We start from the raw sequence: 14,210 nt of genomic DNA on the forward strand, positions 1-14,210 counted from the left end.
GGCATGGGACGGCGAGCAAGGCCGCGGCTCGGCGAGCAAGGCCCGGCTCGGCAAGCAAGGCCCCGGCTCGGCAAGCAAGGCCCCGGCTCGGCAAGCAAGGCCCCGGCTCGGCAAGCAAGGCCCCGGCGCGGCAAGCAAGGCCCCGGCGCGGCGAGCAAGGCCCCGGCCCTGGCCGTCCTGCCAGGAGCCGAGCCCAGCCGCCCTGCCGGGAGCAGGCGGTGCGCTCTCAGAGGTCGGTGACGCGGATGCCGGCGTGCGCCTTGTAGCGCTTGTTGATCGCGATCAGGTTGGCGGTGAACGCCTCGATCTGGTGGGCGTTGCGCAACCGGCCGGCGTAGATGCCGCGCATCCCGGGGATGCGGGCGGCGAGCGCCCCGACGACGTCGACGAGCTCCCGGTCTTCGGTGCAGATCAGCACGTCGAGGTCGATCCGGTCGACCTCGGGGTCGGCCAGCAGCGGGGCGCTGACGTGGTTGAACGCCGCGCAGACGCGGGAGTCGGGCAGCAGTGCGGCAGCCTGCTGGACGGCACTGCCCTCGGCGACGGTGAGCGCGTAGGGGCCCTGCTTGTCGAAGCCCAGCGGGTTGACACAGTCGATGACGATCGTGCCGGCGAGCGGTTCGGCGAGCGCGGCGACCGTCGCGGCGTGCCCGTCCCACGGCACCGCGATGATCACCACGTCGCTGCGCCGGGCCACCTCGTCGTTGGCCGCGCCGGTGATGCGGGCGTCGGCCGGCATCCGGGGCAGCGCGGCGATCTCGGCGGCGGACTCGGCGGCCCGCTCCGCCGACCGGGAGCCGATCAGCACCGTCTGCCCCGCCCTGGCGAGCCGGTAGGCGAGGCCACGACCCTGGTCGCCGGTGCCACCGATGATGCCGACCGTCAGCCCGGACACGTCGGGCAGCGTGCTCGCGTCGTATGCCATGGGCTCATCCTCGCAAACCGCTCGGTCCGTCAGCAGCGCCAGACGCTGTGACAATCCCCGCTGCCGGAGACGCCGCCCCGGGCGACCTGGCCGCGAGGCAGTTCAGGCCAGCTCGAACAGCACCGTACGGGCGGCCGGATCGGCGGTGACCAGGCGGACCCGGACCCGCTCACCGAGCGGCAGCGCGCCGAGGCAGCGGGACCGGACCGGTGGGGCGTCCAGGGCCACCGTTCCGCCGGGCGGGCGGGGCCGGGACTTGCCGTTGGGCGGGGCGTCGACGTCGAGGACGGCCGCGTCGAAGGTCTCCCCCACCCGGTCCGCCAGCAGCACCGCCTCGGCCAGCTCGACGGCGCCCCGGGCGGCTGCGGAGGCAGTCCGGTCGGTGTTGGCCATCACCTCGGGCAACCGGGGCAGCGCGGCACGCGCCCAGTCGGGCACTTCCCGGCCCGCGTGCAGGGCCAGGCAGACCTCGGTGGCGTACCGGTCGGCCAGGCGTCGCAACGGCGCCGTGACGTGGGCGTACGCGGCGGCCACTCCCCCGTGCTCCGGGTGCTCCGGCCGCGTGCCGTCGAAGGCGGTGTACGCCGCGCCGCGCATCAGCTCGGCTGCCTGGTCGATGAAGGCGGCGGAGCGTGGTTGTGCGGCGTCCAGGCTGGCGATCACCTCGCCGGGGCCGGCGCCGTCCGGCCAGTGCACGCCCAGCGGGGCGGCAGCCGCCCGCAGCCGCTGCACCGCCTCCGGTTTCGGGGCGGGCATGGTCCGCAGCAGGCCGATCCCACCGGCCAGCATGATGTCGGCGGCGGCCATGCCGGTCAACAGGGAGATCTGCGCGTTGTGCTCCTCCATCGGCACGGGCCCCCGCAGCACCAGCCGCCAGCCGTCACCGTCGGGCTCCACGTCCTGCTCGGGCAGGGGCAGGTTGATGGCGCCACGACGCAGTCCCCGGGCGGTCAATCGTTCGCCGATCTCGGGTAGCAGCGCGATGGGCTCGGGCAGCCGCCCGGCGTTGGCCGCGGCCTGCACCCCGGTGTAGTCGAGTTTGGCGCGGCTGCGCACCAGGGCGCGTTCCAGCTCGACGGCAACCGTGCCGCCGTCGGCGTCCAGGTCGATGGTCCACACCACGGCCGCCCGGTCATCGTCGGGCAGCAGGCTGGCCGCGCCCTCACTGAGCGTCAACGGGTGCAGCGGCACGTGACCGTCGGGCAGGTAGACCGTCTGCCCGCGCCGCCACGTCTCCTCCTCGAGCGGGCCGCCCGGGTGGACGTGCGCGGCGACGTCGGCGATCGCGTACCGCACCCGGTAGCCGCCGCCCCGACGGCGGGTGAGGTGCATCGCCTGGTCCAGGTCACGCGAGCTGGCCGGGTCGACAGTGACGAACGGTATGTCGGTGCGGTCGACGGACGGCCGCGGCGGCGCGGCGGCGGCCGCGTCGGCCTCCCGTTGGGCGGCCGCCGGGAAGCCCTCGGGCAGGCCGAGCTCGCGGCGCAGCGCGCCGAAGTCGATGCGGGGCGCGAGTACGCGTCGGATGACCACGGGTCAATCCTGACAGCGTCGTCGGTGATCCGCTTCCGGTGACCGGCCGAGATCTCCGTCGAACCGCCCCCGGCCCACCTCGCCGAGCCACGCCCGGAGCCGGTCAGCGCAGGCCCGGCCACGAGCCACGCCAGGGCACGCCACCTCGGGACGGCGTGGTGGTCCGCCACGGCGGGTCGGTCGAACGAGGCCGTGATGGTCCGCCGCAACGACCACAGCAGGCCGTCGAACGAGCCCGTGATGGTCCGCCGCAACGGCCTCGGCAGGCCGTCGAACGAGCCGGTGCCGGGCCGAGGCGGCCTGCGCTCAGCCGGTCGCCTTCCGGGCGGTGCTGCGCGTACCCCGGGGGGTGGTGGCCCGGGCGGCGACCGGGCGGGCCGGCGACTTGCGGGCGGTCACCTTGCGGGCCGGCGCCTTGGCCGCTGTGGTCTTCTTCGCCGGGGCCTTCTTCGCCGCCGCCTTGCGGGCGGTGGTCGACGACGTGCCGGTCGCCTTCGCGGCCGGCGCCTTCTTCGCCGCGGTCTTGCGGGCGCCGACGCTCGGGCGGGTGGAAGCGGTCTTCTTCGCCGGGGCCTTCTTGGCCGGGGCCTTCTTCGCGGCGGTCTTCTTCACGGCGGACGCCTTGGTCGCGGCCTTGCGAGCGGGCGCCTTCGCCGCGGCGGTGGTCCGCTTCGCCGCCGACGCCGTGGTCTTCTTCGCGGCGCTCGTCGTCTTCTTCGCCGCGCTGGTCGTCTTCTTCGCCGTACCCGTCGCCGTGGCCGCGGTGGTCTTCTTCGCCGCCACCTTGCGGGTGGCGGTCGAGGTCTTCGCCGGGGCCTTCCGGGCCGCCACGCTGGTCTTCGTCGCGGCCTTCTTCGCGGGGGCCTTCTTCGCCGCAGTGGTGGTCCTCGTGGCCGGGGCCTTCTTCGCCGCCGTGGTGGTCCGCGTGGCCGGGGCCTTCTTCGCCGCGGTGGTGGTCTTCTTCGCCGGGGCGCGCCCCGCGCCGCCGGCGGCCTTCCTGGCGGGAGCCTTCGCCGCCGCCGCGCCCGCGGTGGACTTGCGCACGGGGGTGGTCCGGCTCGCCGCCGTGTTGCGCTCCGCCGCGGCGGTCTTCTTGGCGGTGGTGCGCCGAGCGGTCGGGCGGGTGGTGGCCTGCTGTGCTTCGGCCATCGTGGTTCCCTCCTTGGGGACGTGCTCTCGCGTGCGTCCTCGCGGAGCACGAACTGCCTCGGCGCGGGCCGTCCCGCGCCGTCTACTTGTCCTCCCCGGCCCAACGAGCGTCCTCGGCATCCCACGCCTCGTTGCGCTCCTGCACGCGTTGCAGGGCGTTCTCCGCGTCGGCCGCCGAGTTGTACGGGCCGAGAACGTGCTTCGCCGGACACACGTCGGCGTCCGTCTCGACCCGGTGATGCCGGGTGCACCAGTAGAACTGCCCACCACGTTCGCTGTCGCTCATGGGAATCACTGTGCACCGCGAACCGGCAGGCCGCCACCGGATCGCACAAGTCGCCGACCCTCTCCACAGTAGATATGCATGGGGTCCGTGGGGCCCGAACAGCGAAATAGGGTCGGGACGAACAGTCAATTTCCGCACGTCAGGCGCCGGGGCATGATCTGCGCTCGTGATCGGCACGCTGACCGGCACGGGGGCGGTGGGGCGAAGACGGCATCGGTACGAGACACGGCGCCCCGGTGTCCCCGCTGTGAGTGGCGCCTGGACGCCGACGACCCGCGACGCCGCCGACGCGAATTCGGTCGCGCCTATGATCGCCGGATGGCGATACCGGACTACATCGTGGGGATGCGCAAGCACGTCGGTCACGACCTGCTCTGGCTGCCGAGCGTCAGCGCCGTCGTCCGCAACGACGCCGGTGAGCTGCTGCTCGGCCAGCGGGCCGACGACGGCCGCTGGTCGGTGATCAGCGGTTTCGTCGAGCCGGGCGAGCAGCCGGCCACGGCGCTGGTCCGTGAGGTCCGCGAGGAGACGGGTCTGGACGTCGCGCCGGTACGGATGTCCAGTGCCGTCTCGCACCCGCACACGTACCCCAACGGGGATCGGTGCGAATACCTGAACCTGGGCTTCCTGTGCCGGGTGGTGGCGGGCACCGCCCGGGTCAACGACGACGAGTCGCTGGCCGTGCGGTGGTTCCCGTTGGACCGGCTGCCCGAGCTGGACAAGCACGCCCTGCTTGTCATCGCGTACGCCCTGCGCGACAACCAGTCGGCCGGCTACCTGGAGCCGGGCATGACGTGGGACGACGTGCCCGACTGAGCCGCGCGGATCAGACCGACGACGGCTTCGGTATCGGAGCCGGCGCAAGGGCGACCGGCGCGGAGGGCCCGGACCGCGCCGCCCGAATGGCGTACGCGAGCGCGTACGGCGTGCAGGCCAGGTAGAGCATGGGTTCCAACGGCACCCGGTTGCTGATGATTCCGAAGATCTCCCATGGAATCGTGGGTCGGGGTAGGCCGATGTTCCAGTCTGTCCAGGCGGCGAGGAGCCACAGCGGCGCGGATATCCGGTCGATGCTGTCCACTGGCGTCGGACCGATGACCGGGCCAGCGCGATCGCCCGCCGAAATCGCGTCGACGACAGCGAGAATCACCGCGAGGTCGGCGGCGGCGAGTGCGCCGAGGACGCCAACCCACCAGGCCGCACGGAGTCGACCCCGGGCGGCGAGGCTCGCGGCGGCCCAGAGGGCCAGCGTCAGACCGGCCAACCAGAGCAGCAGACCGGGCAGGGTGGCGGCCAGCTCGTCCGGCTGGAGGACGTACAGGAACACGACGGCGGCCGCCCCGACGGGGAGCACCACGCCGAGCGCAATGCGGAGCGGGCCGTCAAGTGCGGTGTACCGGGCCCACCGCGCGGCGAACACCGCAAGCAGCAGCGCCAACCCGACGGTGAACGCCGCCCAGAGCGGTCTCTGCGCCCGCTCGGACCAGCTCTCGGCGAGCATGCGCTCGATCGGGATGAAGACGAACGCACTGACGACCACGATCCCGACGCAGGCGAGTGGGGACAGCAGCAACGCGGCGGCGGTGCGGCCGACCCGACCGCGCATCAGGCTGCGGTCGACGAGCGGGGCGCCGGCCCGGCTGACGGCGAGGCTCACCGCGAAGCCGAGCATCTTCGTCCGGTGACCGCTCTCGGCGAGCACGTGCAACTCGGCGGCCCACTCCCGGCGCAGGTCGTCGCGGATGTCGGCCGGCCAGCGGCGTACGGCCATCTCCAGCAGCAGCTCGGCGGCCCGGCGGGTCACCACGCGGGTGCTCCGGTGGGCTCGGTGCCGCCCCACGACGGGCGACCGTCGGGGATCGCGGCGCGCAGGTCGGCGAGGGCCCGCCGGGCCTGCGCCACCCCGACGGCGGTCAGCCGGTAGTAGCGGCGGGCGGGCCGGCCGGCCGCGACCGGGTCGATCGCCTCCCAGTCGGCGGCCAGCCAGCCGGCCGCGCTCAGGCGGTGCAGCACCGGGTAGAGGGTGCCGCTGGGCAGGCCGGTCAATCGCATCAGGTCCAGCCCGTAGCGCTGCGCGTCGGGCTCGGCGAGCAGTGCCCCGAGCACCTTCGCGACCGGAATGGTGATCCGCATGCCGCCACTATATCGTTGCTCTACATAGGGGTGGGTGCCCGTTCGACGGGAATCCACAGCTCGGCGTCCGCCTCGGTGCCGTCCGCGGACACCCGGACCCGCGAGATCTCCGGTCCAGGTCGGCTGCGGTACGGATTGGACGGAAACCACTTGGTGAACACGTCGCGCCACAGATGCTGCACCGTCTGCGGGAACGCTCCGGAGGCGGTGAACACCGCCCACGTCCCGGCCTGCACCGGCAGCGCGTCCAGGTCCTCCGGTGGCACGGCCCCGGTCACCACCCCGTGCCAGTAGTCCAGCTCGGTGCCCTCCTCCCGGCGCTCGGCGAGGTTGTCGCTGACGTTGACGATCCCGGCCGGCTCCTGATCGGAGAGCGCCTCGATCCGCCCGGTCGTCTCCGTGTCGATGCCCCGGACGAACGCGACAATCGCCGGGTTCATCCCCTCGTGCACCAGCGGGACCCGGGCCTTGCGCCCCACCAGCGTGAACGCGTCCTTGCCGACGATCCGGTAATCCATGCTGCCGCTCCCTTCGAGGGTGAGTCGGAAGGACATCCGGGGTTGGGCGCGCAGCGTCGCCCCCGTACGCCGAGCCTCTCCGGGCCCCACGCCGTGCATGGCGTGGAAGGCCCGGGCGAACGCCTCGGTCGACCCGTACCCGTAGCGCACCGCGACGTCGAGCAACGTCCGCTCCCCCGCCAGCACGTCCGCCGCCGCGACGGTGAGCCGACGCCGACGGATGTACTCCGACAACGGCATCCCGGCCAGCGCGGAGAACAGTCGCCGGAAGTGGTACTCCGACGTCAGCGCGATCCGCGCCAGCTCGGTCACCTCGATCCGCCGATCGAGGCGCCGCTCGATGTACGTCATGGCGTCGTTGAGCCGCTCCAGCACCCGGATCTCCTTCCCTGTCGCGCACGACGCTAGGCGGCAGGACCGGTGGCCCACCCGACATCCGGTGCCCGCGATGGTCGGGTGGGGCCGCACCGCTCGTCCTGTCGTATCCTGGCGGACTTTGCGTCTTCGGGAGGTTGCCGTGGCCGAGTATCCGCAGGACGTCGTGCAGCGCTTCCACGGCACTCCCGAACAGGTCGACGCCGGCCTGGTGGGCGAGCCGCCACGGATGTGGGAGTCCGTCGTCATCGAGGAGTACGACCCGGCCTGGGCGCAGCGGTTCGTCGCCGTCCGCTCGTCGATCACCCTGGCGCTTGGTGGTCTGGTCATCGGAGTGGAACACGTCGGGTCCACCGCGGTGCCGCAGCTCGCGGCCAAGCCCGTCATCGACGTCGACCTCGTCATCGAGGACACCGCCGAGGAGTCCGGCTACCTTCCCGCGCTGGAACGGCTCGGCTACCGGCTCGTCCTGCGGGAGCCCTGGTGGCACGGGCACCGGATGCTGCTCAGCCCCGCCGAGGACGTCAACCTGCACGTCTGGCCGCAGGGTGCGCCGGAACCCGTTCGACACCGGCTCTTCCGCGACTGGCTGCGCTCGCATCCGCACGACCGGGAGCGGTACGCCGCGACGAAGCGCCGCCTCGCGCGGGAGACCGCGCACCGACCCCGTGACTACAGCCTGGCGAAGAACGCCGTCATCGACGAGATCTACGCCCGCATCTTCGCCGCATGACGCCAGCCAGCGGGGCCGCGATCCGTCGCCGACAGTGACGTCTCAGCGGGGCGGCCGCTGCATGATCCAGGTGGACACGGGCTCCGACAGGAAGCCCAGCACCTCCCAGCCGGCGCGGCGGTACAACTCCACGTTGGCCGGGTTGCTGGTCTCCAGGATCGCCGGCAGTCCGTCGGCGGCGGCCCGATCCAGCCCGGCCCGCATGACGGCGCGGCCCCAACCGCGTCCGGCGCTGTCGGGGTGGGTGCCCAGGACACCGAGGTACCAGAACGGGTACGTCGGCAGCGCGGCATACACGGCGTCGCCGTAGCTCTGCACCCGGGCCAGCACGTCGGCCGGGTAAGGAGCTTCCTCCGGCGACCCGCGCCCGGCAGCCGGCGCGGCAGCCGGTCCGACAGCAGGTCCGGCAGCCGGTTGACCGGCCGGCGGGTCCCAGAGGGCGGCCGACGCGCCCCCACCGATCGTCCAGATCGACGACAGGTGCACCCGCTTGTCGAAGAGGCGCCCGAAGAAGGCGGCGGCGTACCGGGGATAGGTGTCCTCGTCGGGGAACAGGTGCCGCAGCACGGGATCCTTGACGAACGCGGCGACCAGCGAACCGACCACGGCATCGCGGTCGGCTGGGGTGGCGACGGTGATCTCAGGCGCTGTCACAGCAGTCGACACTAGCCGGAAAAAGCGCCTTGACCCTGACCCGGTGGCAGACCGGAGACTCGTCCCCGGCCGGCAGCACGATTACGTTGTCGATCTGCGCGTCAGCCGAAGGTGAAGGCGTACGCCTCGGCGCCGGGCTCACCGAACGTGATCTCCAGGGTCCGCTCACGGACCGCGCCGTCCTGCCGGACGAGCTGGTAGAGCCGGCCGTCCTGGAGCACGCCGTTGCCGTCCTCGTCGACGTCGACGCCGTGCGACGGGCCGGGGGCCGCGCCGTCGAGCAGCACCCGGAACGGGATCGAGTGTCCCGCACCAGGGGCCAGCACGAGATGCGCGTCGCGGGCGTGGAACCGGAAGGCGATGCCGCCGCCGGCCCGGTCCAGGGCGACGTTCTCCGCTCCGATCGTCCACTCCCCCGCCAGGGCCCACTGGTTGAGGCCCAGGCTTTCCGGAAGGTCGTAGCCGCGGCGCTCGTCGAGCGCGGCGCCGTTCGGCGACGCGAAGTGTTCGCCCCGGCGGAAACCGAGGTACGTCTCGGGCGTCCGCAGGTTGCCCCAGTCGGCCTCCGCCTCCGGCCCGAGACCCCGCACGGGTACGGGGTCGCGCTCGATGCCGAGCAGCTGCTGGAGAACCCGTTCGGACTGCTCGTAGCGTCCCTCGCCGAAGTGCTCGTCCCGGATGACCCCGTTGGTGTCGACGAAGTACAGCGCCGGCCAGTACTGGTTGTCGAAGGCGCGCCAGATCGCGAAGTCGTTGTCGACAGCGACCGGGTAGTCGATCGATCGCGCCGCTACCGCTCGGCGCACCTGGTCGGCCTCGTGCTCGAACGAGAACTCCGGCGTGTGCACCCCGACGACGACCAGCCCGTCGTCGCGGTAGGCCTGCGACCAGGCCCGGACGTACGGCTCCTGGCGCAGCCAGTTGATGCAGGTAAGCGTCCAGAAGTTGACAAGGACGACGCGCCCACCCAGGTCGGCGGGGCCGAGTGGCTCGGAGTTGAGCCACTCGGCCGCCCCGTCGAGCGGGGGCAGGTGCACGGCCATCTAGCGCAGCGACCGGAAGGCGGTACGAAGCTCTTCGGAGAAGATCTTCGGCTGTTCCCAGGCCGCGAAGTGCCCGCCCACGTCGAGCTTGTTGTAGTAGATGAGGTTCGGGTACGCCTGCTCGGCCCAGCTCTGCGGTGCCTCGTACAGCTCGTCGGGAAAGACGCTCACGGCGACTGGGATGGAGATGCCCTTGGCGGAGAAGAAGGAGAGCGTGTTCTCGGCGTAGAGGCGAGCCGCAGAAACCCCCGTGTTCGTCAACCAGAAGAGCGTGATGTTGTCGAGGACATCCTCTGGTGTGATTCCTCTGGGCTGCCCGGCGATGGACTCGGAGAGCATTTTCAGGCTGGCCGCGTCGTGGTCGAGCATGTAGGCCGCCAGGGCGACGGGTGAGTCGGCCAGCCCGGTCAACGTCTGCGCGCGACCCATCTCAAGCGCGTAGCTGGAGTGCTTCCAAAAGAAGTCCGCCTGCTCACAGGCGCGCTTCTCGTCGTTCGAAAGATCAGCCGGGAGCGAATCCAGAGGGTTGTTGGCTCCGGTGATACCGGACTGGAGCAGCGCATCGATCTCCGGCGGAAACACGCCCGGCATGTTGACGTGGATGCCGAGCAGTTCCGGAGGCGCCTGCACCGCCATCATCTCCGAGATGAGCGACCCCCAGTCGCCGCCCTGCGCCACGAACCGCGTGTAGCCGAGGCGCTTCATCAGCTCTGTCCAGGCAGTGGCGATGTGTTCCGGGTCCCAGCCCGATTTGCTCGGCTTGCCCGAGAAGCCGTAGCCAGGCATCGAGGGGATTACCAGGTGGAAGGCGTCCGACGCGTTGCCGCCGTGTGCCGTGGGGTTGGTGAGCGGGTCGACGATTTTCAACTGCTCGATCACCGAGCCGGGCCACCCGTGGGTGATGACGAGCGGCAACGCATCCTCATGCTTCGAGCGGATGTGCAGGAAGTGGATGTCGAGGCCGTCGATCTCGGTCATGAACTGCGGCAGGGCGTTGAGCCTCGCCTCGACCTTGCGCCAGTCGTATTCCTTCTCCCAATAGCGGGCGAGCGTCTGGATGGTCGCGAGTTGTACACCCTGGGACTGGTCGGGCACCGTTTCCTTTTCCGGCCAGCGAGTCGCCGCGATGCGCCTCTTCAGGTCATCGAGGTCGGCCTGCGGGATGTCTACCGAGAACGGCCGAATCTCCGTGGTACCCGGACGGGTCTTGGTTTTGACAGCCATGCGTGTTTCCTCTCCGTCTAGGTTTGCGCCTCGCGAGGAGAAATCATGGGGTGAAGGCACTGCCCGGACTTATGTGCGAATTCGAGATGGGCACGCCGCCGCCATATCTCGGAGCCTAGAACGCCGCACCGGTTGCTCGTGGCGATACGCGCAGCCCTCTCATGAGTCAGTTGCGGGGGCGGCGACGGCGTGCTCGGCGGCTCGGCTTACCTGCTCCCAGCCCGCCCAGGTGTCCATTCGCCGGCGGGCGATGTCGAACGCCAGGTCGTACACCATGCTCCCGAGCAGGAGCCGCAGCGGCGGGTCGTCGCTGTCGACAAGGCGCAGCAACGCCTCGGCGGCCAGCCGGGGTTCGCTGTCGATCGATCCCTCCGCCCACTGCCGTTCCAGCTCGGCGCGGAGCGGTGCGTACGCCTCCATCGGTGTGGTGGCGCTCAAACTGGTGTAGAGGTCGGTCCAGTAACCGCCCGGCTGCACGATGCCGAGTTTGACGTCGAAGGCTGCCGCCTCCATCGCGAGGGCTTCGCTCATGCCCTCCAGGGCGAACTTGCTCGCGCTGTACATGCCGGTGCTCGGAAAGCCGCCGAGCGCGGCGATGCTGGAAACCTGCACGATGTGGCCGGAGCGTTGGGCGCGCAGGTGCGGCAGCACGGCCTGACTGACCCACAGCGCGCCGAAGAGGTTGACCTCGAACTGGGCTCGCGCCTGCGCCTCGGTGAACTCCTCGACCATTCCCATGGACAGCGTGCCGGCGTTGTTGACGACGATGTCGAGCTGTCCGAAGTGCTCGACGGCGGTGGCCACGGCGGCGAAGACCGCCGCCCGGTCGGTCACGTCGAGGGTCAGCGCCAGTACCCGGTCGCCGTGCCGCTCGTCGAAGTCGTCGTGCGTGATGGTCCGGGCGGCGGCGACCACGCGGTCCCCACTGTCGAGCGCCGCTTCGGCAAAGGCGCGGCCCAGGCCGCGGCTGGCGCCGGTGATGAACCAGGTACGCATGGCGGTCTCCATCCCTCAAGCGAGACGAGACGGTCCGTCTCGTCATGGAGAGGAGATTAGGCCGCTCCACCCCTGCCGTCAAGACGAGACGGTTCGTCTCGTCACTGATATCGTGGCGCCCATGACCCCCAACACGGCCCGCCGGAGAGAAACCTCCCGACGCGCCATCCTCACCGCGGCCTTCGACCTGCTCCAGGAGATCGGGTACGCGAAGGTCAGCATCGAGGGCATCGCCGCGCGCGCCGGCGTCGGCAAACAGACCATCTACCGCTGGTGGCCGTCCAAGGGCGCTGTCATCTTCGACGCCTTCCTCATGCTCAGCGAGACCGCCGAGGGTGGGCCACCGGCCCTGCCGGACACCGGCGACCTGGCGGCCGACCTGACAGTGGTGCTCCGCGCCACTGTCGAGGAGATGAACGATCCGCGGTACGAGCAGCCGATGCGCGCGCTGGCCACCGAGATCGCGCTCGACCCCGAGCTGGCGGCGGCCTACGCCGAACGCCTTGACGGGCCGTTGAAGGAGGCCAAACGGCAGCGCCTGCGCAGCGCCCAACAGGCCGGACAACTCGCCGAGGACATCGACCTCGACGTGGCGGTGGACCTGATCTGGGGACCGTTGTTCAGCCGATGGCTGCAACGCAGCGGACCGCTCACCGCCGAGTACGCCGACCGCGTCGTCACCACCGCCCTCGACGGGTTGCGCCCCCGCCAATGAGAACCGCTCGGCTTCCTCGAAACCGGTCCATCCCGGGCCACAGGACACCCCGCCTTTCTTGAAGCCGAGTGGATCTAGTTGCACCGCCGCGAGCTGGTGCGGCAACATCAGGCGCCGTGACGGCACCAGGCACGGACCCCGAGAACGACACCCCGGACGGCACCAACGGCACACTCCGGTCGAGTCGGCGGGTCAGACACTGGTGGGCCGGCGCCGGGGTCACCGCCCTGGCCGCCGTACTCGGCATCACCCTCGCCGTCCGCGGCGGCGCCACCCCGGCCTGCGCCGCGCCACCGACGGGGAACACCGTCCACAAGGCAAAGGCCAGCTTCTACGACGCCGGCCGCTCGGGCGGCAACTGTTCCTTCCCGGGCCCACCGGCGGACCGGCTCTACGTGGCCGTCGGCTCGTCGACGTACTCCGGGGCCGCGGCCTGCGGCAGCTACCTGGACGTGACCGGCCCGAAGGGCACCGTCCGGGTCATGGTCATGGACCAGTGCGGCGGGTGCGGGTCCGGCAAGATCGACCTCTCCGACGAGGCGTTCGCCAAGATTGCCGACCGGGCGCAGGGCATCGCCTCCGTGACGTACCGGGCGGTGGTGAACCCGCCGCTCGACGGCGGGCTCACCTTCCGGATGAAGGGCGGCGCCTCGCAGTACTGGTTTGCCGTCCAGGTCGGCAACCACGGCAACCCGCTGCGCTCGGTGGAGGCGACCGGGCCCGGCGGCGGCTTCCGCAAGGCGGCCCGCCAGAGCGACAACTACTGGACCGTCGAGGGCGGGCTGGGACCCGGGCCCTACCGCATCAGGGTCACCGATGTGTACGGACGCCAGGCGACCGCCACCACCATCCGCATGGTCACGAAGCAGGTCCAGCGCAGCACGGCCACCCTCGCCTCCCCCACGCCCAGCAGTTCGCCCTCGGCCCCGCCGTCCCCCAGCATCGCGCCCTCCCCGACCCCGTCCGAATCGGTGGCACCGACGGCGACCGTCGAAGCCCTCGCCGGTGCCGCTCCGCTCAACGCCCCTCGCTGCTGACCCACCCCACCGACGCCGACCCGCCGTGCCGTCGTGCCAGGTGATGACGGGCAGCGGCACTCACTCCGCCGGGGGATGCGGCTGGCCCGATGGCGGGATCCTCCCCCGCGTCTTCGACGGCGATGCTCGATCAGTCGAGTTGTCCGCAGGATCGGAGGATCGTCATCGCCAGGTTCATGGTTCGAGCAACGCCGCCCACCCGCACGAGGCACCGGTGAATCAGCCGTATCCCGCCGTCGCCGCCTGGCGTGCCGCCGGCGAGGCAGGTGACGCCGAAGCGGCGGTCGCCGCACTCAGCCCCGGGGTCACGCTGCTCTCGCCGATCACCGAGCGGTTCACCTTCCAGGGTCGCCAACAGGTACGCGACCTGCTCGAGGTGGCCCTGGCCGCGATCGACGGCATCACCTACACCGACCAGGTCGCCGAGGGCCGTACCGTGGCGCTGTTCTACGAGGCCCAGGTCGGCGGCCGGCGTCTCGGTGAGGCGCAGCGCCTACGCCTGCGCGCCGATGGCCTGATCAGCGAGATCACGCTCTTCATCCGCCCCCTGCCGGCGCTGACCCTGCTGATGACAAGGCTCGGACCGGAACTGGCCCGGCGCAACAGACAACCCGGGCTCGCCCGGCTCATCCCGCTCGCCGCCGGCATGTTGCACTCGATGGCCGACACCGGGGAACGGCACATCATGCCGCGCGCCGCGCCTCGATAGCGGCCCCCGACGCCCGGGTGTCCGCCCGAAAGACCTGCTGTGGATAGCATCGCGTGTGACAGAAGTCCACGTACTTCGGGTGTTCTGCGGTCCCGGCGGTCGATACGGGAACCAGCTCGGGTCATCCTCGAGGAAACCCGCTCCCTCTGAGTGAGCTACGGGGGGCGTCCACGCCGGGCA

At 71.4% G+C, this 14,210-nt stretch carries 16 protein-coding genes; 5 read left to right on the top strand and 11 right to left on the bottom strand.

The features are described from left to right. Positions 1-226: 226 nt before the first annotated feature. From npdG to ACQPWW_RS25900, 4 genes are all read right to left on the bottom strand, one after another. Positions 227-925, bottom strand: coding sequence for an NADPH-dependent F420 reductase (gene npdG / locus ACQPWW_RS25885; protein ID WP_433126128.1), 699 nt, complete (start codon positions 923-925; stop codon positions 227-229). A gap of 102 nt (positions 926-1,027) precedes the next feature. Next, the gene (locus tag ACQPWW_RS25890; RefSeq protein WP_433126129.1) at positions 1,028-2,458 is read right to left on the bottom strand and encodes an RNB domain-containing ribonuclease; all 1,431 of its coding nucleotides are present in this window, start codon (positions 2,456-2,458) and stop codon (positions 1,028-1,030) included. Between the two features lie 306 nt (positions 2,459-2,764). Then, positions 2,765-3,607, bottom strand: a complete 843-nt coding sequence (locus tag ACQPWW_RS25895) for a histone (RefSeq protein ID WP_433126130.1) — start codon at positions 3,605-3,607, stop codon at positions 2,765-2,767. Between the two features lie 82 nt (positions 3,608-3,689). Beyond that, on the bottom strand, positions 3,690-3,893 hold the full coding sequence (locus ACQPWW_RS25900) for a hypothetical protein (RefSeq protein ID WP_238647524.1): 204 nt from the start codon (positions 3,891-3,893) through the stop codon (positions 3,690-3,692). Positions 3,894-4,211: 318 nt separating this feature from the next. On the opposite strand from ACQPWW_RS25900, the gene ACQPWW_RS25905 reads away from it, so the two are divergent. Then, the gene (locus ACQPWW_RS25905; protein ID WP_433126132.1) at positions 4,212-4,709 is read left to right on the top strand and encodes an NUDIX hydrolase; all 498 of its coding nucleotides are present in this window, start codon (positions 4,212-4,214) and stop codon (positions 4,707-4,709) included. A gap of 10 nt (positions 4,710-4,719) precedes the next feature. On the opposite strand, the gene ACQPWW_RS25910 is transcribed toward ACQPWW_RS25905, so the two are convergent. The 3 genes from ACQPWW_RS25910 to ACQPWW_RS25920 are packed head-to-tail and all read right to left on the bottom strand — an operon-like array spanning position 4,720 to position 6,919. Further along, positions 4,720-5,700: a hypothetical protein gene (locus ACQPWW_RS25910; protein WP_433126133.1), complete on the bottom strand. Its 981-nt coding sequence runs from the start codon at positions 5,698-5,700 to the stop codon at positions 4,720-4,722. Then, positions 5,694-6,026 carry a PadR family transcriptional regulator gene (locus ACQPWW_RS25915; protein WP_433126135.1) on the bottom strand — a complete coding sequence of 111 codons (333 nt, stop codon included), beginning with the start codon at positions 6,024-6,026 and terminating at the stop codon, positions 5,694-5,696. Before ACQPWW_RS25915 ends, ACQPWW_RS25910 begins: the two co-directional genes overlap by 7 nt. A 20-nt stretch (positions 6,027-6,046) precedes the next feature. Then, positions 6,047-6,919 carry an AraC family transcriptional regulator gene (locus ACQPWW_RS25920; RefSeq protein ID WP_433126137.1) on the bottom strand — a complete coding sequence of 291 codons (873 nt, stop codon included), beginning with the start codon at positions 6,917-6,919 and terminating at the stop codon, positions 6,047-6,049. Between the two features lie 142 nt (positions 6,920-7,061). On the opposite strand from ACQPWW_RS25920, the gene ACQPWW_RS25925 reads away from it, so the two are divergent. Continuing rightward, positions 7,062-7,652 carry a GrpB family protein gene (locus tag ACQPWW_RS25925; protein ID WP_433126138.1) on the top strand — a complete coding sequence of 197 codons (591 nt, stop codon included), beginning with the start codon at positions 7,062-7,064 and terminating at the stop codon, positions 7,650-7,652. A 42-nt stretch (positions 7,653-7,694) separates the two neighbouring features. On the opposite strand, the gene ACQPWW_RS25930 is transcribed toward ACQPWW_RS25925, so the two are convergent. The 4 genes from ACQPWW_RS25930 to ACQPWW_RS25945 form a co-directional block, all read right to left on the bottom strand. Continuing rightward, positions 7,695-8,306 (bottom strand): GNAT family N-acetyltransferase, encoded by a 612-nt coding sequence (locus ACQPWW_RS25930; RefSeq protein WP_433126140.1) that lies wholly within the window; start codon positions 8,304-8,306, stop codon positions 7,695-7,697. Positions 8,307-8,407: 101 nt separating this feature from the next. Continuing rightward, positions 8,408-9,349, bottom strand: a complete 942-nt coding sequence (locus ACQPWW_RS25935) for a redoxin domain-containing protein (protein WP_433126142.1) — start codon at positions 9,347-9,349, stop codon at positions 8,408-8,410. Continuing rightward, positions 9,350-10,573: an epoxide hydrolase family protein gene (locus tag ACQPWW_RS25940; RefSeq protein WP_433126143.1), complete on the bottom strand. Its 1,224-nt coding sequence runs from the start codon at positions 10,571-10,573 to the stop codon at positions 9,350-9,352. Positions 10,574-10,732: 159 nt separating this feature from the next. After that, positions 10,733-11,581, bottom strand: coding sequence for an SDR family oxidoreductase (locus ACQPWW_RS25945; RefSeq protein ID WP_433126144.1), 849 nt, complete (start codon positions 11,579-11,581; stop codon positions 10,733-10,735). Between the two features lie 109 nt (positions 11,582-11,690). Between ACQPWW_RS25945 and ACQPWW_RS25950 the strand changes: the two genes are divergently transcribed. From ACQPWW_RS25950 to ACQPWW_RS25960, 3 genes are all read left to right on the top strand, one after another. Continuing rightward, complete coding sequence (locus ACQPWW_RS25950; protein ID WP_433126145.1) at positions 11,691-12,284, top strand: TetR/AcrR family transcriptional regulator; 594 nt, start codon at positions 11,691-11,693, stop codon at positions 12,282-12,284. 116 nt (positions 12,285-12,400) lie between these two features. Then, positions 12,401-13,321: an expansin EXLX1 family cellulose-binding protein gene (locus tag ACQPWW_RS25955; RefSeq protein WP_433126147.1), complete on the top strand. Its 921-nt coding sequence runs from the start codon at positions 12,401-12,403 to the stop codon at positions 13,319-13,321. A 214-nt stretch (positions 13,322-13,535) separates the two neighbouring features. After that, on the top strand, positions 13,536-14,030 hold the full coding sequence (locus ACQPWW_RS25960; protein ID WP_433126148.1) for a nuclear transport factor 2 family protein: 495 nt from the start codon (positions 13,536-13,538) through the stop codon (positions 14,028-14,030). Positions 14,031-14,210: the final 180 nt, after the last annotated feature.

Source organism: Micromonospora sp. CA-240977 (genome assembly GCF_050942285.1).
GTDB lineage: Bacteria > Actinomycetota > Actinomycetes > Mycobacteriales > Micromonosporaceae > Micromonospora.